At 48.8% G+C, this 19727-nt stretch carries 21 protein-coding genes; 2 read left to right on the top strand and 19 right to left on the bottom strand.

The genetic code is table 11. The features are described from left to right. Positions 1-84: 84 nt before the first annotated feature. The 12 genes from ymfI to AC5LIL_RS06450 form a co-directional block, all read right to left on the bottom strand. Positions 85-798, bottom strand: a complete 714-nt coding sequence (gene ymfI, locus AC5LIL_RS06505) for an elongation factor P 5-aminopentanone reductase (protein WP_499825239.1) — start codon at positions 796-798, stop codon at positions 85-87. After that, positions 777-2036 (bottom strand): EF-P 5-aminopentanol modification-associated protein YfmH, encoded by a 1260-nt coding sequence (gene yfmH / locus AC5LIL_RS06500; RefSeq protein ID WP_499825238.1) that lies wholly within the window; start codon positions 2034-2036, stop codon positions 777-779. The genes ymfI and yfmH overlap by 22 nt, the downstream gene beginning before the upstream one ends. Beyond that, the gene (gene yfmF / locus AC5LIL_RS06495) at positions 2033-3271 is read right to left on the bottom strand and encodes an EF-P 5-aminopentanol modification-associated protein YfmF (protein ID WP_499825237.1); all 1239 of its coding nucleotides are present in this window, start codon (positions 3269-3271) and stop codon (positions 2033-2035) included. Before yfmF ends, yfmH begins: the two co-directional genes overlap by 4 nt. 7 nt (positions 3272-3278) lie before the next feature. Further along, positions 3279-3830 carry a cob(I)yrinic acid a,c-diamide adenosyltransferase gene (locus tag AC5LIL_RS06490; RefSeq protein ID WP_074033223.1) on the bottom strand — a complete coding sequence of 184 codons (552 nt, stop codon included), beginning with the start codon at positions 3828-3830 and terminating at the stop codon, positions 3279-3281. A gap of 49 nt (positions 3831-3879) precedes the next feature. Next, on the bottom strand, positions 3880-5589 hold the full coding sequence (locus AC5LIL_RS06485; RefSeq protein WP_214782544.1) for an ATP-binding protein: 1710 nt from the start codon (positions 5587-5589) through the stop codon (positions 3880-3882). Then, on the bottom strand, positions 5586-6302 hold the full coding sequence (locus AC5LIL_RS06480) for a response regulator transcription factor (RefSeq protein WP_026825821.1): 717 nt from the start codon (positions 6300-6302) through the stop codon (positions 5586-5588). The genes AC5LIL_RS06485 and AC5LIL_RS06480 overlap by 4 nt, the downstream gene beginning before the upstream one ends. 160 nt (positions 6303-6462) lie before the next feature. Next, the gene (gene ccsB / locus AC5LIL_RS06475; RefSeq protein WP_214692798.1) at positions 6463-7647 is read right to left on the bottom strand and encodes a c-type cytochrome biogenesis protein CcsB; all 1185 of its coding nucleotides are present in this window, start codon (positions 7645-7647) and stop codon (positions 6463-6465) included. Further along, the gene (resB, locus tag AC5LIL_RS06470; protein WP_214782539.1) at positions 7647-9191 is read right to left on the bottom strand and encodes a cytochrome c biogenesis protein ResB; all 1545 of its coding nucleotides are present in this window, start codon (positions 9189-9191) and stop codon (positions 7647-7649) included. The genes ccsB and resB overlap by 1 nt, the downstream gene beginning before the upstream one ends. Before the next feature lie 19 nt (positions 9192-9210). Next, positions 9211-9792 (bottom strand): redoxin domain-containing protein, encoded by a 582-nt coding sequence (locus tag AC5LIL_RS06465; protein WP_214782536.1) that lies wholly within the window; start codon positions 9790-9792, stop codon positions 9211-9213. Between the two features lie 136 nt (positions 9793-9928). After that, on the bottom strand, positions 9929-10687 hold the full coding sequence (locus tag AC5LIL_RS06460) for a pseudouridine synthase (RefSeq protein ID WP_074033228.1): 759 nt from the start codon (positions 10685-10687) through the stop codon (positions 9929-9931). 4 nt (positions 10688-10691) lie between these two features. Next, complete coding sequence (gene scpB / locus AC5LIL_RS06455; RefSeq protein WP_074033229.1) at positions 10692-11285, bottom strand: SMC-Scp complex subunit ScpB; 594 nt, start codon at positions 11283-11285, stop codon at positions 10692-10694. Continuing rightward, complete coding sequence (locus tag AC5LIL_RS06450; protein WP_074033230.1) at positions 11263-12030, bottom strand: segregation/condensation protein A; 768 nt, start codon at positions 12028-12030, stop codon at positions 11263-11265. Before AC5LIL_RS06450 ends, scpB begins: the two co-directional genes overlap by 23 nt. A gap of 83 nt (positions 12031-12113) precedes the next feature. On the opposite strand from AC5LIL_RS06450, the gene AC5LIL_RS06445 reads away from it, so the two are divergent. Together AC5LIL_RS06445 and tnpB are read left to right on the top strand one after the other, a co-directional pair. After that, on the top strand, positions 12114-12581 hold the full coding sequence (locus tag AC5LIL_RS06445) for a DUF309 domain-containing protein (RefSeq protein WP_214782530.1): 468 nt from the start codon (positions 12114-12116) through the stop codon (positions 12579-12581). 259 nt (positions 12582-12840) lie between these two features. Continuing rightward, positions 12841-13929 (top strand): IS200/IS605 family element RNA-guided endonuclease TnpB, encoded by a 1089-nt coding sequence (tnpB, locus tag AC5LIL_RS06440; protein ID WP_499825236.1) that lies wholly within the window; start codon positions 12841-12843, stop codon positions 13927-13929. 204 nt (positions 13930-14133) lie between these two features. Here the strand turns inward: tnpB and AC5LIL_RS06435 are convergent, their stop codons facing one another. From AC5LIL_RS06435 to xerD, 7 genes are all read right to left on the bottom strand, one after another. After that, the gene (locus tag AC5LIL_RS06435; protein WP_214782524.1) at positions 14134-14316 is read right to left on the bottom strand and encodes a hypothetical protein; all 183 of its coding nucleotides are present in this window, start codon (positions 14314-14316) and stop codon (positions 14134-14136) included. A gap of 90 nt (positions 14317-14406) precedes the next feature. Then, a complete protein-coding gene (locus AC5LIL_RS06430) occupies positions 14407-14763 on the bottom strand; it encodes a GCN5 family acetyltransferase (RefSeq protein WP_499825235.1) in 357 nt (118 codons plus the stop codon). Between the two features lie 89 nt (positions 14764-14852). After that, positions 14853-15293 (bottom strand): peptidylprolyl isomerase, encoded by a 441-nt coding sequence (locus AC5LIL_RS06425; RefSeq protein WP_074033238.1) that lies wholly within the window; start codon positions 15291-15293, stop codon positions 14853-14855. Between the two features lie 115 nt (positions 15294-15408). Beyond that, the gene (locus tag AC5LIL_RS06420) at positions 15409-16710 is read right to left on the bottom strand and encodes a pyrimidine-nucleoside phosphorylase (protein WP_074033239.1); all 1302 of its coding nucleotides are present in this window, start codon (positions 16708-16710) and stop codon (positions 15409-15411) included. Positions 16711-16738: 28 nt separating this feature from the next. Further along, positions 16739-17548: a purine-nucleoside phosphorylase gene (locus AC5LIL_RS06415; protein WP_214874493.1), complete on the bottom strand. Its 810-nt coding sequence runs from the start codon at positions 17546-17548 to the stop codon at positions 16739-16741. 13 nt (positions 17549-17561) lie between these two features. Next, on the bottom strand, positions 17562-18728 hold the full coding sequence (gene deoB, locus AC5LIL_RS06410; RefSeq protein WP_337873982.1) for a phosphopentomutase: 1167 nt from the start codon (positions 18726-18728) through the stop codon (positions 17562-17564). A gap of 23 nt (positions 18729-18751) precedes the next feature. Then, positions 18752-19636, bottom strand: a complete 885-nt coding sequence (gene xerD, locus AC5LIL_RS06405) for a site-specific tyrosine recombinase XerD (protein WP_214748184.1) — start codon at positions 19634-19636, stop codon at positions 18752-18754. Positions 19637-19727 lie beyond the last annotated feature (91 nt).

Genomic DNA, 19727 nt, shown 5'->3' with positions numbered 1-19727 from the left:
TCCTTTCGAGCAAATTCGCTACCTTGCCTATTTTAAATTATTTTAGAAGAATTGAAAAGAACTCGTTTATGCATCTTGACGAGATCATTGCCAACCGCCATCAATGCGTAGTACTGTGCCGGTCATATATGAAGCATCCGATGAGCATAAAAATCGGATCGTCTTCGCCACGTCTTCAGTGGTACCAAGACGCCCAAGCGGAATGTCATCCATCACGGTTTGTTTCGACTCTTCTACCGTATCATTCATCGGCGTATCAATCCACCCTGGTGTGACCGCATTGATTCGAACATTGAACGGTCCTGCTTCACGCGCAAACGCTTTGACGAAACCGAGTTGTGCCGCTTTGACCGTAGAATAGAACACTTCGGCTGCTGCCCCGACCTCACCCCAAACGCTTGAGACGACGACAATATCTAGTGGATGGTCATACGGTTTACGCGCAACAACTGACTGAATCAATCGAACCATGGCGCGTACATGCACCTCGTAAAGTCGATCCAGCTCATCTACCGATTGGTCGACGACGAGACCGTGTAGCGCGTGACCAGCGACGTAGACGATTCGATCAACAGTATCGATTGACGACACCCACTTCTCTACTTCTGCTCGGTCCGATAAGTCACATATAATCAGTTCAGCCTGTAGCTTCTCAGTCTCCATCACTCGAGTAAGTGTCTCACGACCTCGATTCGCATGTAGCAAAAGCTCATCCTCACGAAAAGCGAGCGAGACGGCACGTCCAATCGCGCCGCTCGCTCCGACAATCAACGTCTTCATGGCTTTTTGACAACGCACACCGTTCGTTGCTCACTTCGGAACAATCGTACGTATGCTTCGTGAAGTTCATCTAATGTGATCGCATCGATCAAATTCGGAATCTCGAACAAGTTCCCGTCATTGAGTGCATACCGTGAGAACTGGTTGGCGATAAACTCTGGCGAATTCAGTGCTTTTAAAAATTGTCCCTGCATCATCCGCTTCTTACGATTGAGCGTCTCTTGATCAAGATGAAGTGGGCGCTCCAACGCACCCGTGACACGTTCGACAAAGGCATCGACATGGGATGTTTCCATCGATAGTGCGGCGAAGGCGAACGTCTCTTCAGACGTATAATCAAATGAGAATGCATCATCGATTAGCCCTTCTGCGTACAATTCCGTGTAGAGGGGTGCTGTCGTATCGAAGAGCGCGTGCATGAGGAGTTCCACCGTCAACTCTTGTTTGAGACCGGCTTCTCCAGCTTGTGGGACATCTTTATAGCCAATCATCACTTTCGGAACCGAGACATCCATCTCAATGACCCGTTCTGACAGACGAACCGTGATCGGCTCTTCCACCGTCTCACGTGCGCTTAAAGGTGGCGCGTCAAATGATTTAGCTGCCTGATTGTCACGAATCAATTCAAGCATCTCATCCGGTTCGATGTTCCCGACGACGAACAACGCCATGTTGCTCGGATGGTAGAACGCCTGATGACACGTATACAAATCTTCTGCCGTGATTTTTGAGATCGATTCGATTGTTCCAGCGATATCGATTTTGACGGGATGTGTCTCATACATCGCTTCAATCAATCCGAAATAAAGACGCCATCCCGGATTGTCTTGATACATTTGAATCTCTTGACCGATGATACCCTTTTCTTTCTCGACTGACTCTTTCGTGAAATATGGTTCCTGAACGAAATTGAGTAGCGTTTTCACGTTTTCCGGCACGTTCGATGTCGCCCCGAACAAGTATGCCGTCCGCGTGAATGAGGTGAAGGCATTCGCTGATGCCCCTTGGCGACCGAACTGTTGGAAGACGTCGCCATCCTCTTTTTCGAACATCTTATGCTCTAAGAAATGTGCGATTCCGTCCGGCACCTCTATCCAATCCTCTAATTTGAAGCGACGGTCAATTGAACCATATTTCGTCGTGAACGTCGCGAACGTTTTCTCATATCCAGTCTTCCTCAGCAAATACACGGAGAGGCCATTGTCGAGAACGTGGTGATGTAAAGTCTCTCCGACGTTTGGGAAATCTAGTTTCATGCTTCTCCTCCTTTCAGACAGTAAACTGCTTCGAGCGAAATCTCATTCGCAAGCGCGATGACATGGTCGCGTGTCGTACTCTCGATGATTGCCATCTCTTCGTCGAGTGAAAACGGGCGTATGTCTGCACCACTCATACATCCAATCAACTGACGAGGGCTGTCTCCGAGTTGGCGACGTTGGTGGAACAACATTTCTTTCGTCTGTTGTAACGTCTCGTCTTCGAACTCACCCGCCTGCAGTGCTTTTAACTGCTCTTCGATAATGTGTTCGGTTTTTTGTTGATTTGATGCATCGATTCCCGCATACACGAACAGTTTTCGACTGAGCGAACTGTATTGTGACGCGGCATAGTAGGCCAAACTTTCTTTTTCACGGACGTTCATGAACAGCTTCGAGTGCGGGAACCCACCGAATAATCCGTTCACGACTTGCATACGGATGGCATCTTCTGTCCGCGGATCGACGTCAATCGCGTAGGCGAGATGAAGTTTACTTTGCTTGATGTCTTGATGCTCTTCTAATCGTTTGAACTCACCACGGCTCGGTTCGGGCAGACGTCTCGGCTGACGCGTCCCGAGCGATTCGAGCGGGTTAAATGCCTGTTCGACTTGTTGACGGTCGACATCGCCGACGACATAAATGTCGACACGATCGTTCTGAATCATGGATTGATAAGCATTGAAAAGTGATTTCGGCGTGACGTGATCGAGCTGTTCGAGCGTACCGAGAGACGGGATGGCGAGCTCGCCTCCGAGCATCTCTTGCAGGCGCTGTTGAGCGAAACGCATCTTGTCATCATAGACTGACTCGATTCGCTGACGCTGCAATCGGCGTTCTTGCTCCACGATGAGCGGTTGGAACGCGCCATCATAGACATTCGGACGAAGTAACACTTCCTCCAGTAATTGAATGGCCTGACTCAAGACGTCTTCACCGACAAGATTGTCATTAACGACTTCGAGTTGAAATTGGATGACATGCTCTTTCCCAATTTTTGATGCGCCTGCATACAAGTTTGTATCATATAAATCTTCTAGCGGTGTGTGAAATAACTCAATTGATGGATAAGCTTCTGTCGATTTTTCCATAATGAATGGAAGCAGTGCCCGATCTGCCACCGTGTCCTGAGACAGCGGGGCCGCAAACGAGACGAGGCAAGTCGTCGTTTTAAATTTTTTGGTCGGATAGACCGAATAGTGCAATTGATGTTGGAACTGTTCGATTCCTTTCATCAGCCGATCACTCCTTTTTTCGTTTTGGTTGAAACACGGCAGCGCCGCGTGCATATTCTTGGTCCGGTACGCCTGCGACAACATTCGCATATCGTGCGACCGTGAAAAGATAGTCACTCAATCGGTTAAAATATGGAAGTTGTCGGTCGGCGACACCGAGTGCGGTCAAATCTCGTTCGACACGACGGCAAACGGATCGCGCCACATGCAGGCTCGCCGCTGCGACACTTCCTCCCGGTAAGATGAAACGCACAAGTTCTGGACATGATTTTTCCCATTCGTCCATCCATTGTTCAAGTTCCGTCACAATCGACAAATCGACCGTTTTCGGGGGCGCGTCCGTATACATCAGCTCCGAACCGAGGTCAAACAAGTCGTGCTGAATCTTCGTCAGCTGTTCCCGGAGCGACTCGTCGGTCTGTTGCGCAATCGCTAATCCGATATGACTGTTCAATTCATCAAGATGCCCCATCGCTTCGATTTGAGGATGATGTTTGTCGACACGGCTACCAATCAGTGATGTTTCACCCGTGTCGCCCGTGCGTGTATATCGCTTCATTCGGCTTCCCCCTTAAAATGCCACAAATGGTGACTCAGACGAGTCACCATTATGAGATATGTGGTTGTTCAAATGGTAAGTAAATGTCAAACGTCGTTCCGACACCGAGTGTGCTCGATACGCTGACCGTTCCATGGTGGGCATCGATCACATTTTTCACGATGGCTAAACCAATCCCGGTACCGGTCTTCGACCCGCTCGTCCGTGCTTTGTCGGCTTTATAGAATCGCTCAAACACGAACGGCAAGTCCTCTTTCGGGATCCCGTGTCCTGTGTCGGACAGTCGAATCTGCAACCCATCAGGCATCTCGGTCGCCTCAATTCGAATCTCTCCTGAATCGGTATGGGCGATGGCGTTGCCGATCAAGTTCGTGAATACTTGCTCGAGTCGGTCACCGTCTGCTTCAATCTGTCGATGCGGTACGTCCGTCTGTAATCGAATCTCTTTTTCAGATGCCATTTGATTGAACTTTCTCATGACACGTGGCAAGAAATCACCGATATCGAATGAACTGAATTGCATCGTTTCTTTACCCGATTCGATGCGGGCCAAATCAAGTAAGTCGTTGACAAGTCGCGCAAGTCGAAGAGATTCGTCATAAATGATTGACGCAAACTCTTTCGTCGCCTCGTCACTTTCTGTCATCCCGTCGATGATTGCCTCTGAATAACCTTGTAGCGTCACGAGCGGTGTCCGAAGTTCATGGCTAATGTTCGCCACGAAATCGGTCCGCATCTTATCGAGACGGTGGCTTTCAGATGTGTCGCGAATGACGACGACAGCTCCTTCGAAATCATCCTCCCCGACGAGCGGCGTGACCGTCAACGTATAGTAACGGTCATCTTGTTTCACTTCAATCGTCTTCTCAGCCGTCCCTTCCATCACTTCTTCATACAGTGACAGAACGACTTCATGCGGCTGACCGTCTTGAAGCAACGGACTAGCCTGTGGATTGGTGACGATCACGTTTGCATGACGGTCGAGCGTGATGACACCGTCCGCCATCGAACGAAGAATGGAGGCAAGTTGCAGACGTTCTCGGTCTAACGCATCGACATATTTCGCCAGTTGACTGCTCATCGCGTTGAACGAGGCGGCAAGTTCTCCAATTTCGTCTCGAGTCTTCGTCTCAAGACGCAAGTCGAATTGTCCTTCCCCCGTCTTATTGACCGCATCTCGCATCGCTCGGAGCGGCGCCGTGATCCGCGTCGATAAGAAGAAGGCGAACACGGTCGTCACGATGATGGCAGAAGCAACAGTCCAAAAAATGATTGTTCGTGCACCAGCGTTTGCACTCGAAATCGCATCGAGTGGTTCAAGTAAGTAGAGTGTATATTGTCCGGTCGATAACGAAAACGTCGTCCGGTAGGCAAGAGCAGCTTGGTCATCAAAAGAAGAGAAATTACCGATGGCCGTCTCTCCGACTGCCTGATAGGTTTCCCAATCTTGACGTTCAAGTTCAACCATCAGCCCGTCCACTTGATTCCCGAAATTTGAACGCGTGGTCCCGTTTTCTAAAATATAGTTCGCACCATATACTTCGATGATTTGATCGATCGTCTGGGACGTGTCACCTTCATTCAACAACACCGACTGAACCTGTCCGCCAAGTTTGGCAAGGTGACCACGTTCTTGGTCGATGTGAAAAGAGTTGAAAAATTCAAGCATCAATACCGAGACGATGAATAAAATGACGCTGACCAAAACGAGAATCGTCAGCCACAGTTTCGTGACGATGCTGTTTCGACGAATCATCATTCACTAGCAGCTTCGAACTTGTACCCGACACCCCATACAGTCGTGATCATATGAGCCGCATCTGGTGAGACGCGATTCAATTTCTCACGAAGACGTTTCACATGCGTATCGACGGTCCGAAGGTCTCCAAAAAATTCATAGTTCCATACTTCTTTCAACAACTGCTCGCGAGAAAAGACTTTATCGACCTGCTTCGCAAGGAAAAACAGCAATTCATATTCTTTTGGTGTGAGGGCAATCTCTTCTCCGTCGACCGTGACACGGTGCGCATCATTGTCAATCGTCAAGTGCGGGAACACGATCAAATCTTTTGATTTCTCACTCGTCTGCATAAACTTAGTCGAGCCAGAACGACGAAGGAGTGCCTTGACGCGAAGAACGACCTCACGCGGACTGAACGGTTTCACGATGTAATCGTCCGCCCCGACTTCAAATCCTTGGACACGATCAATCTCTTCACCTTTCGCTGTAAGCATGATGACCGGTGTCGCTTTCGTTTTCCGGAGTTCTGTACACACTTCGACTCCGTCCATTTTCGGCATCATCAAATCAAGTAAGATGACGTCGTATTCGTTTTCAAGAGCGAGAGCGAGTGCCTCTTCTCCATTGACCGCTTCTTCAATCACATACTGTTCACGTTCTAAGTACATTTTCAAAAGTCGGCGAATTCTCTCTTCGTCGTCGACTACTAAAATCTTCGTTTTCTCAGCCATACCAGAAACCCTCCTAAGACCCATTACGAGTTGTAGCGAATGTTGCACAATTGTGAACATTCCACTCCCTGCCATAACTATACCACTCTATTATTTCGCTTCACAACGATGATTTGATGGACCAAATGAAAAAGAAGTCACAATTGTGACTTCTTTCGCGTCATGCATATGAATGTAGACCGGCGATGACCAAGTTGACGAAGACGAGGTTGAACATGATGATGGCAAATCCACCGACACATAACCAAGCCGCTTTCGTTCCGGTCCAACCGCGCTGGATGCGCATATGCAAGTAATAAATATAAATGAGCATCGTAATGAGAGCCCATACTTCCTTTGGATCCCAACCCCAGAAGCGGTTCCACGCAATCTGTGCCCAAATCATCGCAAAGATGAGACCGCCGAGGATAAAGACAGGCAATCCGATTGCGACCGAGCGATAGCTGATCTCATCAGCAAGGTCGAGGTCGACCTTTTTCGCAAGCGGTTGAAGCGCTTCAGCAATGCGTTTTCGCAAAATCACGAAACGGAGCAACGCATAAATCACGACACCACCGATAACCGACCAGATGAGCGTGTTCAACTTGAGTGTATTGATCCAATTCGGCAACTCAAGTGACAAACCGCTTGCTCCTGACAAGAGCTGTGCCCCTTCTGGTACGAATAGGATTGGCATGAAGTATTCATACGTCTCGACTTGACCGCGGTCATTCGTAAATTCGACGACTCCACCGGCACCGATTCCTTTGAAGAGCATCGACACGATGATGAACCCGAGTGTACACATGAGAACGAACATCGTCACTTCAAGCCACGTCCGTGATTTAGACTGTTCTTTCATCGATGTCTCATTCAATAAGAAAATGAGACCTGACGCAAAACTGATGGCCAAAATCCCTTGTCCGAGCGCTGCCGTCGTGACGTGGATTTTTAACCATACACTGTTGAGTGCCGGAATGAGCGGTGCGACCTCACTCGAGAACATCGAGGCGAAAGCAATGACGAGTAACGCCACTGGCATCGCGAACAATCCGAGTACATCATTTTTATAAATCCCGTATACGACGAGGAATCCGAGCACCATCATCATGCCGAAAAACGTCGTATATTCATATAAGTTTGATACCGGCGCATAGCCGACACCTGCCCAACGCATAAAGAAATATGTCATTTGGGCGATAAATCCGATAATTGCCAAGATGAAGGCATACTTCCCATAGGCGACACGGTTGACGTTTCGATCTTTACGCATACCACTAACGGCAATCGTAAAGAGAACCGTCGAGATCGCGTAAAGGAAGAATGCGATAAACAGCATTCGGCTGCTCCATTCAATCCATTCCATCAAGATTCCCCTCTTTCATTTGTTGACTCGTTCTCCGGCTTCGAAGTAAATCTCGCCTGATCTTCCCACATCGGTAAACCGGACTGTTCTAATAATGGCGAAACCTCTCGACGGAGCGAGGACGGGTTTTTGTTCGTAAAGCCTGCAACGAGTACCTCATCTTCATGACGACGAATCCAGACACGGCGGTGTGGCCAATACATACCCATCACAATTCCAATCATGAAGATGGTCGCACCGACGATCAGAATCGGGTACGTCGAGTCACTCTTCACTCGAAGACCGCTCGTGCTTGCCATTTCTGTACCTGCAAACTGGACATCATAACGGTTCTCTTCATCGGCGACGTTGAGACGAATACCGACTAAGTTTGATTCCGTCTCGCCTTCAGGTGATTCGATATTGAAGAAGAAGGCAGGATTCAGTGCACGTGGTGATTTCGTGTTCGGTTGTCCATCCTTCACCTCAAAATCAGGATACAAGTCTTTCAACGTGACCGTGACCCCGTCTAAGTCATACGACTTTTCCGGATTCTCGAGGTCGACTTTAAACGGTCCATACTCGTCACCTGTCTGTTTATCGGCAAGCATGAACGACATCGACAAGAATTCCGGTCGACTTGAATATTGCTCTTGATACACTTCATATTTTTCAAACTTAAACGGGTGGTTGACTTTCGTCGAACCGACATCGACTTGTTCGAGTTGCGGCGATCCGTCCTCGTTCGTTCCCGTCTTCTTAAATAATGTCAGTTCCGTCTCATAGTTTTTTGGAACGGCTCCGGCTTTTTCAATGGCAGCTGCGAACTTCGCATCTTCCTCATTGTTCTCCGGGTCATACATTTCAAGAATGAACTGGTCGTTCCGTAAATAGTATTCCCCATCTGTCGCCTCTAGTGAGACCGTATCTCCTTCACGAACCCACTCGAGCGTATCCGTGTGGAATGCCGGGAACACGCGGAGCATCGCCCCGAGGAAGAAGATGACGAGGCCGACGTGGTTCACATATGGACCCCAACGACCGAAACGGTGTTTTTCAGCCAATAAGGCATCTCCGTCCCGTTTGACACTGTACCGTTTTTTCTTGAGCGACACTTCCATTTCATCGATTTGAGCGTCTGTTCCTTCGCCTTGTCCGAAGAGGCGTTGTCCTTTCATAAAGCGCTCTGTCCGTCTAACCGGCTGATTCTTTAGCGCTTTATAGAGCGGGACGCCACGGTCAATCGATACGACGATGAGCGAGAGCGTCAACATGACGATGAGACCGATATACCACCATGACGTATATAGGTTGTGGAATCCAAGTGCATAATAAATCGAACCTGGCGTCCCATATTCCTCCAAGTAATATTGCTCTGGAGGTAACTGCTGTGGGATATACATTTCTTGAGGGAAGATCGTCCCGATTGCCGAACCGACAATAATCAGCGCAATCAACCATAATCCCACTTTGACCGATGCGAAGAAGTTCCACACCCGGTCAATGACCGATTTAGGACGACGCTTCGACCGTAAATCAGCGCCTTCGTATTTCATATCTAGCATCTGTGCGTCCCCCGTTCGCTTACAATGACTTCTCGGCTAGCTCCATCAATTTCTCTTTCGTGAGTTCACCTTCATATTTTTCAATTACGTTTCCTTCACCATCGATGACGAATGTGACAGGTAAATTATAAATGCCATAGGCTTTCTCGACTTCACTCTTCGTGTCCATCAAGATCGGATAATCGAGACCGACACCGAGGTCGTTCACAAAGTTATCGACGCGAAGCGGCGTCTCACCGACGTTCACCGCCCAAAAATCGACACCCATGTCTTGGAGTGTTGCGTAATTCTCCTGTACGACTGGCATTTCTTTCTTACAAGGTTCACAGAACGTACCCCAGAAGTTGAGAAGCATTCCTTTTCCTTCGTATGTGTCACGTTCATAAAGGGTCGTACCGTCGAGTGTGACGAGTTTGAAGTTCGGTGCCTCGTCCCCTGCCTCGATGCGTCCGTCATTACCAGCTTGGTCGAACAATTGCATGACGGTGATGGCTCCCGCAAAGAGAACGACCGTCATAATCATCAAGCGCCAAAATGACCTCTTTTTCTTTTTCGCGACCGCTTGTTCCATGCGGTCGTCTTTGTTTTGATCTTTTGTCATCGTTTTCACACCATCCTTCAGTTGCTATTGTACTGAAAAAACATTAAAAACGCACATTAACAGACTTTTTTCATTTTTTTGTCACACAATTTACACAATCAAAAAAATCATCCTATTTCAGGACGATTTTTTGTTGTTATTTTTTCTTCTTTTTGCCTCGTGGTTTAGGTGGAACCGTCGGATTCGCGAGTTCACGAAGCTTGCTGATCTCTTTGTGTGAAAGTTCACGCCAGTCGCCGGTATTGAGACCGTCGAGCGTCAAGAAACCGAACTGTTCACGCTTTAGTTTGATGACCTCAGAACCGATTGCTTCGACCATGCGACGGATTTGACGATTGTGTCCCTCCGAGATAACGATCTCAAGGATGGCCGTGTTCTTTTTCTGGTCGACAGACTTCATTTTCACTTTCGCACTACCCGTTTTGAATCCATCATCGAGCTGAACACCTGACTCTAGTTGCTTGATTGCCAAGTAAGAAGGGATGTTCTTCACTTTTGCCACATAGCGCTTTTGAATCTTATATTTCGGATGCGTCATCATGTTCGAGAACTCTCCATCATTCGTCAAGATGATGAGCCCTGTCGTGTTATAGTCAAGACGTCCGACCGGGAAAACACGTGCCCCTGGTGGCACGAGATCCGTGATCACTTTACGTCCTTTATCGTCTTCTACCGTCGACACATAGCCGCTCGGTTTATAGAGCACGTAGTAGACATGCTCTTCTTGCTCGATTTTGACGCCATCGACCTCAATCTCTGACTTCGGTCCGACTTTCGTCCCGAGTTCACGTACCACTTTTCCGTTGACGCGGACGCGACCATCCAAAATCATTTCTTCCGCTTTACGACGCGAGGCGACCCCCGCTTGTGCGATTACTTTTTGCAAACGTTCCATATGATTAATCCTTCTCCAATCTCTCTTCTTGCTTCGGTGATTCCTGACCGAAGAACAAATCGCCTTCGTCTGTCAGTTCATCCTCAAATGTTAATGGTGGTAATTCCTCGAGCGAGTTAAATCCAAAGTGGTCGAGGAAATGCTCTGTCGTTCGATACAACTTGGCACGACCAATTGTTTTAGCACGACCAGCTGATTCGATTAACCCTTTTGATAATAGCGTATGAATGACTCGCTCCACTTTGACACCGCGAACCTCCTCGATGTCCGCCCGCGTGACCGGCTGCTTATAAGCGATAATGACGAGCGTTTCCATCGCCGCGCGTGAAAGTGCCTGCTCCGCCATCGTCCCGACATATTTTTGAATGTAGGGAGACACATCTGGAACGGTCACAAGTTTGTACACACCTGCCGATTCCATGAGTTGGAATGGTCGGTTCGATGTTTTGAACGAAGCTTCTAACTTACTGAGCTGTTCTCGCGCAGCAGCCTCTGAAATGTCGAGCGTCTCTGCGAGCGCTCGGACTTCCATCCCTTCGTCCCCGACGACGAACAGCAATCCTTCGATAATCGTTTCATAGGACAGCAACCGCTTCATCCCCTTTCTTTGATGATTCGATGAACGAGATTTGAATGTCTTGGTCAAGTTGTTTCGTTTCGACGACCCGTAGCTTGATCAGCTCAAGAAGCGCCATAAACGTCACGACGAGATCTGAGACGTTCGGTTGTTCTACAAAGAAGGCGAAAAACGATGTCTGTCGCGTAGAAGAAACGTGTTCATGAAGTCTCGTCATCTGTTCCTCGAGCGTCCGCTCTTCACGTTTAATCGTCTTTTTGCGTCGTTCTTTCCAACGTTTCCGTTCAATCATTTTAGAATAGGCATGAAGAAGGTCTGAGAAGTTCAGCGGTCCATCGTACTTCGACACTTCCTCTGACATGTAGTTCGTCAAATCTTCTCCTGGTCGAGTATACAATTCAAGACGATGTTCTTCCTGTTCACGCATGAAAACGACTGCTTCTTTATATGCTTTGTATTCAATCAATTGACGAATGAGTCCCTCACGCGTCGGTTCTTCGCTGAAGTCTGGAACATCCTCATCCTCGACCTGAACAGGCGGTAACAACTGCTTGCTCTTTAACTGGAGCAACGTCGCCGCCATGACCAAGTATTCGCTGGCCACGTCGAGTTCAAATTTTTGCATCGTGCGAATATAGCCGACATACTGGTCAGTGACTTCTGCCACGGAAATGTCGACAATATCAATCTCCATTTTTCCGATCAAATGGAGCAACAGGTCGAGTGGACCTTCGAACGTATCGATTTTAACGTTATAGGCTTCCATAGAGACACCTGCCATTTTACATTTTTGCGCTTTAGTATAACATGTTTTATAAGACCGTGGACACGAAAGGAGAAAATTGATTCATGACCCCTTTTATTCATTATACGTTGCTTTTTGAATGTCATGCCGATTATTTCGAATGTCATGAGGTATTAGAAGAAGCGTGGCAGGCAGACGGACGTCGTCATCACGGCTATGCGGCACTGATCCAATACGCCGTCATTCACTATCATCTACGACGAGACAATCTCATCGGCGCGAAAAAGAGCTTGCGACTCTTACGTCGAAAGATGGACATCGCTTCCCCCTATTTGAATGAGCTCGGTCTGGATGTCGACTCCTTCATCGCACAGCTTGATGAATGGCCGTTAGCCACGAATCTCCCCTTACAACAGCATGTTCGTGACACGGTCGAATCACTAAAACCGACGTTCCCATCGACGGACCTGTCGTTCGAGGAATTGGTCCACAAGCATCTGCACCGTGACCGGAGTGAGGTCATCACAGAACGGGAGCTAGCACTTTTAAAAAGGCAACGTGCAAGAAGTTGACGTCAAGATTCAAGACGTCTCCTTTTCATAATCAATGATGATCTTTTTTAACTAAATCAGGCGAAAATTCCCCCTCCTCTAAGCGTCTCGGGGCGAAGCCCAGCGTAGGGGGGAAATGAATCGCCCGGTCTAACAGTCTTTTCCCCTGTGACAGATGTGACGAACAGAAGTTCGTGATTCCGTCAGATTCTCCCTTCCCTTCCGCGGGTATCGGACGAGGAGGACACATCACGATCTTCTGAAGGGAGAAGGGACGGACATGCTGAAAGGTTACACATACAGGCTCCACCCGACGCCGGCACAGGCCGAGTTCCTCATCAAGACGATCGGCTGCGCCCGGTTCATCTACAACAAGCTGCTCGAGGACCGCATCGCCATCCGCGAGGAGGCGAAAACGGGGAGCGGAACGAGACGGAAACCGGCGACACCCGCCTCCTACAAGCCCCTGTTCCCGTTCCTCGCCGAGGCGGACAGTCTCGCGCTCGCGAATGCGAAGCTGAATCTGGACACCGCGTTCGCGAAGTTCTTCGCCGGGACGGGCGGCTTCCCGGCCTTCAAATCGAGACGACGGTCGCGTGCCTCCTACACGACGAACAACCAGCACGGCACGATCCGCATCGAGGACGGCAAGGTGAGACTGCCTAAAATCGGCTTCGTGAAGTTCGAACAACATCGCCCGTTCGAGGGCGTCATCCGGTCGGCGACGGTCTCGATGACGAGGACGGGCAAGTTCTTTGTCTCCATCCTCGTCGATCAAGAGGATGCACCATGGATTCCAGCCGAGAACAAGGTCGGGATCGATCTCGGCCTAAAACATTTCGCCATCATGACGAACGATGCGATGGTCTCGGAGAAGATTGACAACCCTCGCTTTCTCCGACAATCCGAAGCGAAGGTCAAGAAGGCGCAACGCGCGCTGTCACGCAAGAAGATCGGGAGCAAGAATCGTGAAAAAGCCAAGTTACTTTTGGCGAAGAAACACGAAAAGATTGCGAATCAACGTAAGGACTTCCTCCACAAACTGTCGAGACGAATCGTTGACGAGAACCAAGTCATCGTCGTGGAGACATTGAAATCGAGCAACATAATGAAGAACCGACGCTTAGCCAAATCGGTTGGCGATGTCAGTTGGTACGAGTTCGTCCGTCAACTCGAATACAAATCAAACTTCTACGGACGGACACTCATCAAGGCAGACCCTTGGTACGCATCCACTCAAATCTGCTCCACTTGCGGAGTAAAGGGCGAGAAGAAGGCGATGGATGTCCGTGAATGGACGTGTGTTTGTGGCGCGCATCATGACCGTGACATCAACGCGAGCATCAACCTGTTGATGTTGGCCGACTGACAATCCTTCAGGGCAGGGACTGCCCGACGAGCTTGGTAAACAACCGTGGCTAGTAAGAGCACGGTCTTCCCAAGAAGCTCCCCCTTCAATTTGCGAAGCAAATAAGTGGCGAGTAGTTCACCTTCTTAAACGCCGTCACCCAACTCTCGAAATTGCTCCGATCATGTAAATATTCAGAAAGGGTTTCAAGTAAATCCATGCCAACTATCGTTTGTAAGCAGGACCAAACCAAACCACCTCGTCAGAAGCTGTCCAATCAAATCCATCTATATTTTCATACTGTTCCATCCACTGATATGCCCAGTCAGAAATTTCTTCTCGCGTTCGTTCTTGCCTGAGCACTTGCTCCAATCGATTGATTAGTTCATCGATTGTTACTCGATTCAAGAATCCACCTCATTTTACGAGTTTGTGATTTACTCCATGCAATATGCAAAACCCCCATAATCACAATCGTGATTACGGGGGTTTTTGTCATCAGACGACTAATTGATTCCATTTATCCAATAAATCGCCCGTCTTGCCTGTACCGGTTAACGTCAAATCAAGTGGAAGTACGTTTCTCACCTCGTCTAGAAGCTCGTAAGAACGTTTCTCGCCACGGAATGATGGCGACAGGGCGATATGGTCGATGACCACCGTCGTTCCTTGCTGCTCCATTCCAATGATGCCGACGAAGTCTTCACCGACTTTCCACAAATAGAGGAACTTCGACTCTTCCTCGTCATACGATCGGACGAGTTCAAGCAAGCTAAGCGGAGATTTGTCACTGCATGAGAATGCGAGTAGACCCATCGCCGTCTTTTCATAAGAACGTTTATATTTTACCAGCATCGCTGGGTTCACCACCTTTAGTCATTCAAGTTTCACGATGTGAAGACGTGAGAGACATGGTTCATTGTGCCATAACCTTCAGGCAAAAATCAATTCTCGTCCCAAACCTTCACTTCTGCCATCTTCGTTCCTTGACGAAGTTTGACGGCATGTTCAAGACCAGATGTCACTTTACCGAAAACTGTATGGACGCCATCCAAGTGTGGTTGTGGCTCATGGACGATGAAGAACTGTGAAGACCCTGTGTTACGTCCTGCGTGTGCCATCGAGAGTGATCCCGCTTCGTGTTTGTGTGGGAATGAAGTCGATGTCTCACATGGAATCGTATAACCAGCGCCACCCATTCCAGTACCATCCGGGCAACCGCCTTGGCTGACGAATCCAGGAATGACACGGTGGAATGTTAATCCGTTGTAGAACCCGCTGTTCGCAAGTTTTTCGAAGTTTTCGACCGTGATCGGTGCCTCGTTGTGGAATAAATCAAATTCAATCATTTCGCCATTTTCAAGTTTCATAGAACCTTTTTTCATGTTTCAAGCAACCCCTTTATTTGAATATGTATCCTGCTGTTTTACACTCACATTACCCATCTTATCAAAAAAACACGTCTGTCTCCACTTTTTTTGTGGAAACAGACGTTCTGCCTTATTGGATGACAGCGTGAACGAGTGGTCGAGCTTCTGGTTTCGTCGCACCGATTGTATACGCGTGATCTAAACGTTCGACAGCCGAAGACATGTCTTCCATGTTCGAGCGGAGTACGGCAATCACATCGCCCGCCTCGACACGGTCGCCAACTTTCTTCTCGAGCGTGATGCCTGCCGCGAAGTCGATTTTGTCTTCTTTCGTCGCACGACCTGCTCCGAGAAGCATCGCTGCGACACCGACTTCGTCTGCGATGATCGACTCGACATAACCCGCTTCTTTTGCGACGAATGTCGTCTCGTATGAAGCTTGTGGTAATTTTGTCACGTCATCGACGAGCGACGCGTCCCCACCTTGTGCTTCGACGAACTTACGGAACACCTCGAGGGCGTGACCGTCAGCAATTCGTTTTTCAAGGTCTGCATATGCTTCGTCAAACGTTGGATAGAAATCACCGAGGACAGCCATATGACCTGCAATCGTGAGCGCGATTGTTTTCAAGTCTTCTACTTCTTTACCTGAAAGAACTTCAATCGCTTCTTTTACTTCGTTCGCGTTCCCGATCTCAAAGCCGAGCGGTTGGTCCATGTCTGTGATGACAGCGACCGTCTTACGACCGACGTTCTTCCCGATTGCGACCATCTCTTCTGCGAGTGCTTTCGCATCATCGAACGACTTCATGAACGCACCTGAACCCGTCTTGACGTCGAGGACGATACTGTCAGCTCCAGCTGCAATCTTTTTCGACATGATTGAACTCGCGATGAGTGGAATCGACTCAACGGTAGCCGTCACATCACGTAGCGCATAAAGACGTTTGTCAGCTGGCGTCAAGTTCCCCGTCTGACCGATAATCGACATCTTAATATCATTTACTTGTTTCGTGAATTGTTCTTCTGTCAATTCGACGTTAAAACCTGGGAACGATTCGAGTTTATCGATCGTACCACCCGTATGCCCAAGTCCACGACCACTCATTTTTGCAACCGGGATCCCGATTGACGCAACGAGTGGTGCGACGATCAAGCTGATCTTGTCACCGACTCCACCTGTTGAGTGCTTATCTACTTTCTTCCCTTCGATGTTCGAAAGATCGATCGTATCACCCGACTTCACCATTTCCATCGTCAAGGCTGCCGTCTCGTTTTCAGTCATCCCGTTGAAATAGATGGCCATCGACAATGCCGACATCTGATAGTCAGGAATTGTTTCATTCGTGAATCCTTCAACGACGAAGCGAATCTCCTCTTCGTTCAATTCTCCACCGTTACGTTTTTTCAAAATCAAATCGACCATACGCATAACTGTCGTCCTCCTAGAAATAAGTTACTTACATGCTTTTAATCGTGCCGCGCACGAGTGAAAGGAAGTCTTGACGAACACGTTCTGTCGTCTCGATGACTTCTTCATGGTTGAGTGGTTGATCTAAAATCCCTGCTGCCATGTTCGAGACACACGAAATCCCGAGGACGCGCATATCCGAGTGACGCGCGACGATGACTTCTGGTACCGTCGACATCCCGACGACGTCACCACCGAGAAGACGTGCCATTTTGACTTCTGCTGGTGTCTCGTAAGTTGGACCTGTGTTCCCGAAGTAAACCCCTTTTTGGACAGTGAGTCCGAGGTCTGAAGCGACGCGTTCTGTCAATTTCACGAGTTCTTTATCGTACGCTTCTGACATATCTGGGAAGCGAGTCCCGAATTCACTCGCATTCTTCCCGATGAGTGGGCTCGTCCCGAAGAAGTTGATGTGATCCGTGATGATCATCAAATCACCAGGGTTGAACGACTCGTTACACGCGCCCGCCGCGTTCGTGACGATGAGTGTCTCGACACCAATCAATTTGAGGACACGAACAGGGAACGTCACCTGTTCCATCGAGTATCCTTCATAGAAGTGGAACCGTCCTTGCATTGCGACGACGCGTTTTCCTTCAAGTTCTCCGAACACGAGCTGTCCCGCATGCCCTTCGACAGTTGATACTGGGAAGTGTGGAATCTCTTCATAAGGGATTGCAACCGGATTCTCAATTTCGTCCGCGAGGACTCCAAGGCCTGACCCGAGAATAAGTCCGATTTCTGGTGTAGCGCCCATACGCTCCTGCAAAAACGCTTTTGTTTCGTTCCAATTTACCATGAATATTGCCTCCTCAAATTTCGTTTAAGAAACTCTTTCCGTTTGATGGTGCCGCAACGTCAAAGTTGTCAGCCACTGTCGCACCGATATCTGCAAACGTACCTCGAATGCCTAAATCAACTGCTTTCGCTCCAGTGTGATGTACGATGAGCGGTACATATTCACGCGTGTGGTCTGTACCAGCATGTACTGGGTCATTCCCGTGGTCTGCCGTGATGATGAGTAAGTCGTCTTCACGGAGACGCTCCATCACTTCAGGTAGACGGGCATCATATTCTTCAAGCGCGACGGCGTAGCCTTCCGGATCACGACGATGACCGAACAATGCGTCAAAGTCGACCAAGTTCAAGAAGCAAAGCCCTTCGAAATCTTCTTCGAGTGATTCAACCAACTTGTCCATCCCGTCCATATTCGATTTCGTACGGACCGCTTTCGTCACACCTTCACCGTCGTAGATATCACTGATTTTCCCGAGAGCGATGACATCTTTCCCAGCCTCTTCGAGCGTATTCATGACTGTCTTACCGAAAGGTTTGAGTGCGTAGTCATGACGATTTGCCGTACGTACCCATGCACCCGGTGTGCCGATGAACGGACGGGCGATAATACGACCGAGCATATACGGGTCTTCACGTGTAATCTCACGCGCGTATTCACAAATCCGGTACAACTCGTCGATTGGCACAATCTCTTCGTGCGCGGCGATCTGTAGGACCGAATCTGCTGATGTATAAACGATGAGCGCGCCTGTCTCGACATGTTCTTCACCAAGCTCATCCAAGATGGCCGTACCTGATGCCGGCTTGTTTCCGATGATTTTTCGACCACTGAACTCTTCTAGACGATGAATCAAATCGTCCGGGAATTCTTCAAAAACGCGGAACGGCGTCTCGATATGAAGACCCATGATTTCCCAGTGCCCTGTCATCGTATCTTTACCAGCCGAGATTTCTTCCATACGACCATATGCACTTGGCGTCTCCGACACGTCGATTCCTTGAATCGGTTTAATGTTCGCGAGTCCGAGTTTTCCCATATTCGGCATGTTCAATCCGTTATGTTCACGAGCGATATGTCCGAGCGTATCGGCCCCTTTGTCACCGAACTGTTCAGCATCCGGTGCTTCACCGATACCGACCGAGTCCATGACCACTAAAAAAATACGTTTAAACTTCTTCACAAAAAATTCCTCCTTTTCAATGTCTAGGCACGAGGGTGATGCTTGCGATACACATCATGTAGCCGCGACTTATTGACGTGTGTATACACTTGCGTCGTCGCTAAATCCGCATGACCGAGCATTTGTTGAATGGCACGTAAGTCTGCGCCGTTCTCGAGCAAGTGTGTCGCAAAAGAATGACGGAGAACGTGAGGTGTGATCTCCTTATCAATTCCGGCAAGCTTGGCACGTCGTTTGATCATCTTCCAAAATCCTTGACGACTGAGCCGTCCACCTCTGCCGTTTAAAAAGAGCGCTTCGGTCTCTCTGCCGCCGAGTCCGTTTCGGGCTTGTTGAATATACCGCTCGACAAACCCTTGCGCGACCGACGAAACCGGAATGATTCGAGCGCGCTCGCCTTTCCCTTCACATTGTAGATACCCCAATTCGAACTGCAAATCATCCAAATCAAGACCTAAAAGTTCACTGACCCGCATTCCGGTCCCGTAAAGCAACTCGAGCATCGCACGGTCCCGAAGTGAGAGCGGGTCGGATGTCGGGACGCTATCTAAGAGACGCTCGACTTCCTGTTGCGACCAAGTATCCGGAAGTTGCTTTTCTGCTTTCGGCGTCTCTAGATACAGAGACGGATCAGTCGTCGTGACCCCGGTCATTTTTAGATGATGATGGAACATCCGGATTGAACTGACAGCTCGTCTCAAAGAAGACGAAGCACGTCCCGCCTGTGACAGTTCTTCGATATGCTTTACGATATGAGAACGTGTCACGTCGTTCCAATCTTTCACCCCCAACTGGTTTAAGGTCGATGCGTATTGCGTCAAATCGCTCGCATACGCCTGTCTCGTGTTGGCGGACATCCGCTTTTCAACCGTCATGTACTGAAGAAATGACTCGATATGCGAACGCATCATACCCTCCTCCTTCCTCGTTTCACCTGAATACGCTTACAGCATATCACTTATGTAAACTGTTGTGAAGATGTCTGACCTCATTTTTTAA

This window comes from Exiguobacterium sp. RM11 (genome assembly GCF_059821525.1).
The sequence above is the reverse complement of the archived record's forward strand: the minus strand, read 5'-3'. Positions and strand labels throughout refer to the sequence as shown.

What these genes read in the sequence shown, in the direction of transcription:
- yfmH (WP_499825238.1), bottom strand. Translation starts at nt 2,036, where the DNA reads ATGAAACTAGATTTCCCAAACGTCGGAGAGACTTTACATCACCACGTT.
- yfmF (WP_499825237.1), bottom strand. Translation starts at nt 3,271, where the DNA reads ATGAAAGGAATCGAACAGTTCCAACATCAATTGCACTATTCGGTCTAT.
- AC5LIL_RS06490 (WP_074033223.1), bottom strand. Translation starts at nt 3,830, where the DNA reads ATGAAGCGATATACACGCACGGGCGACACGGGTGAAACATCACTGATT.
- AC5LIL_RS06485 (WP_214782544.1), bottom strand. Translation starts at nt 5,589, where the DNA reads ATGATGATTCGTCGAAACAGCATCGTCACGAAACTGTGGCTGACGATT.
- AC5LIL_RS06480 (WP_026825821.1), bottom strand. Translation starts at nt 6,302, where the DNA reads ATGGCTGAGAAAACGAAGATTTTAGTAGTCGACGACGAAGAGAGAATT.
- ccsB (WP_214692798.1), bottom strand. Translation starts at nt 7,647, where the DNA reads ATGGAATGGATTGAATGGAGCAGCCGAATGCTGTTTATCGCATTCTTC.
- resB (WP_214782539.1), bottom strand. Translation starts at nt 9,191, where the DNA reads ATGCTAGATATGAAATACGAAGGCGCTGATTTACGGTCGAAGCGTCGT.
- AC5LIL_RS06465 (WP_214782536.1), bottom strand. Translation starts at nt 9,792, where the DNA reads ATGACAAAAGATCAAAACAAAGACGACCGCATGGAACAAGCGGTCGCG.
- AC5LIL_RS06460 (WP_074033228.1), bottom strand. Translation starts at nt 10,687, where the DNA reads ATGGAACGTTTGCAAAAAGTAATCGCACAAGCGGGGGTCGCCTCGCGT.
- scpB (WP_074033229.1), bottom strand. Translation starts at nt 11,285, where the DNA reads ATGAAGCGGTTGCTGTCCTATGAAACGATTATCGAAGGATTGCTGTTC.
- AC5LIL_RS06450 (WP_074033230.1), bottom strand. Translation starts at nt 12,030, where the DNA reads ATGGAAGCCTATAACGTTAAAATCGATACGTTCGAAGGTCCACTCGAC.
- AC5LIL_RS06445 (WP_214782530.1), top strand. Translation starts at nt 12,114, where the DNA reads ATGACCCCTTTTATTCATTATACGTTGCTTTTTGAATGTCATGCCGAT.
- tnpB (WP_499825236.1), top strand. Translation starts at nt 12,841, where the DNA reads ATGCTGAAAGGTTACACATACAGGCTCCACCCGACGCCGGCACAGGCC.
- AC5LIL_RS06430 (WP_499825235.1), bottom strand. Translation starts at nt 14,763, where the DNA reads ATGCTGGTAAAATATAAACGTTCTTATGAAAAGACGGCGATGGGTCTA.
- AC5LIL_RS06425 (WP_074033238.1), bottom strand. Translation starts at nt 15,293, where the DNA reads ATGAAAAAAGGTTCTATGAAACTTGAAAATGGCGAAATGATTGAATTT.
- AC5LIL_RS06420 (WP_074033239.1), bottom strand. Translation starts at nt 16,710, where the DNA reads ATGCGTATGGTCGATTTGATTTTGAAAAAACGTAACGGTGGAGAATTG.
- AC5LIL_RS06415 (WP_214874493.1), bottom strand. Translation starts at nt 17,548, where the DNA reads ATGGTAAATTGGAACGAAACAAAAGCGTTTTTGCAGGAGCGTATGGGC.
- xerD (WP_214748184.1), bottom strand. Translation starts at nt 19,636, where the DNA reads ATGCGTTCGCATATCGAGTCATTTCTTCAGTACATGACGGTTGAAAAG.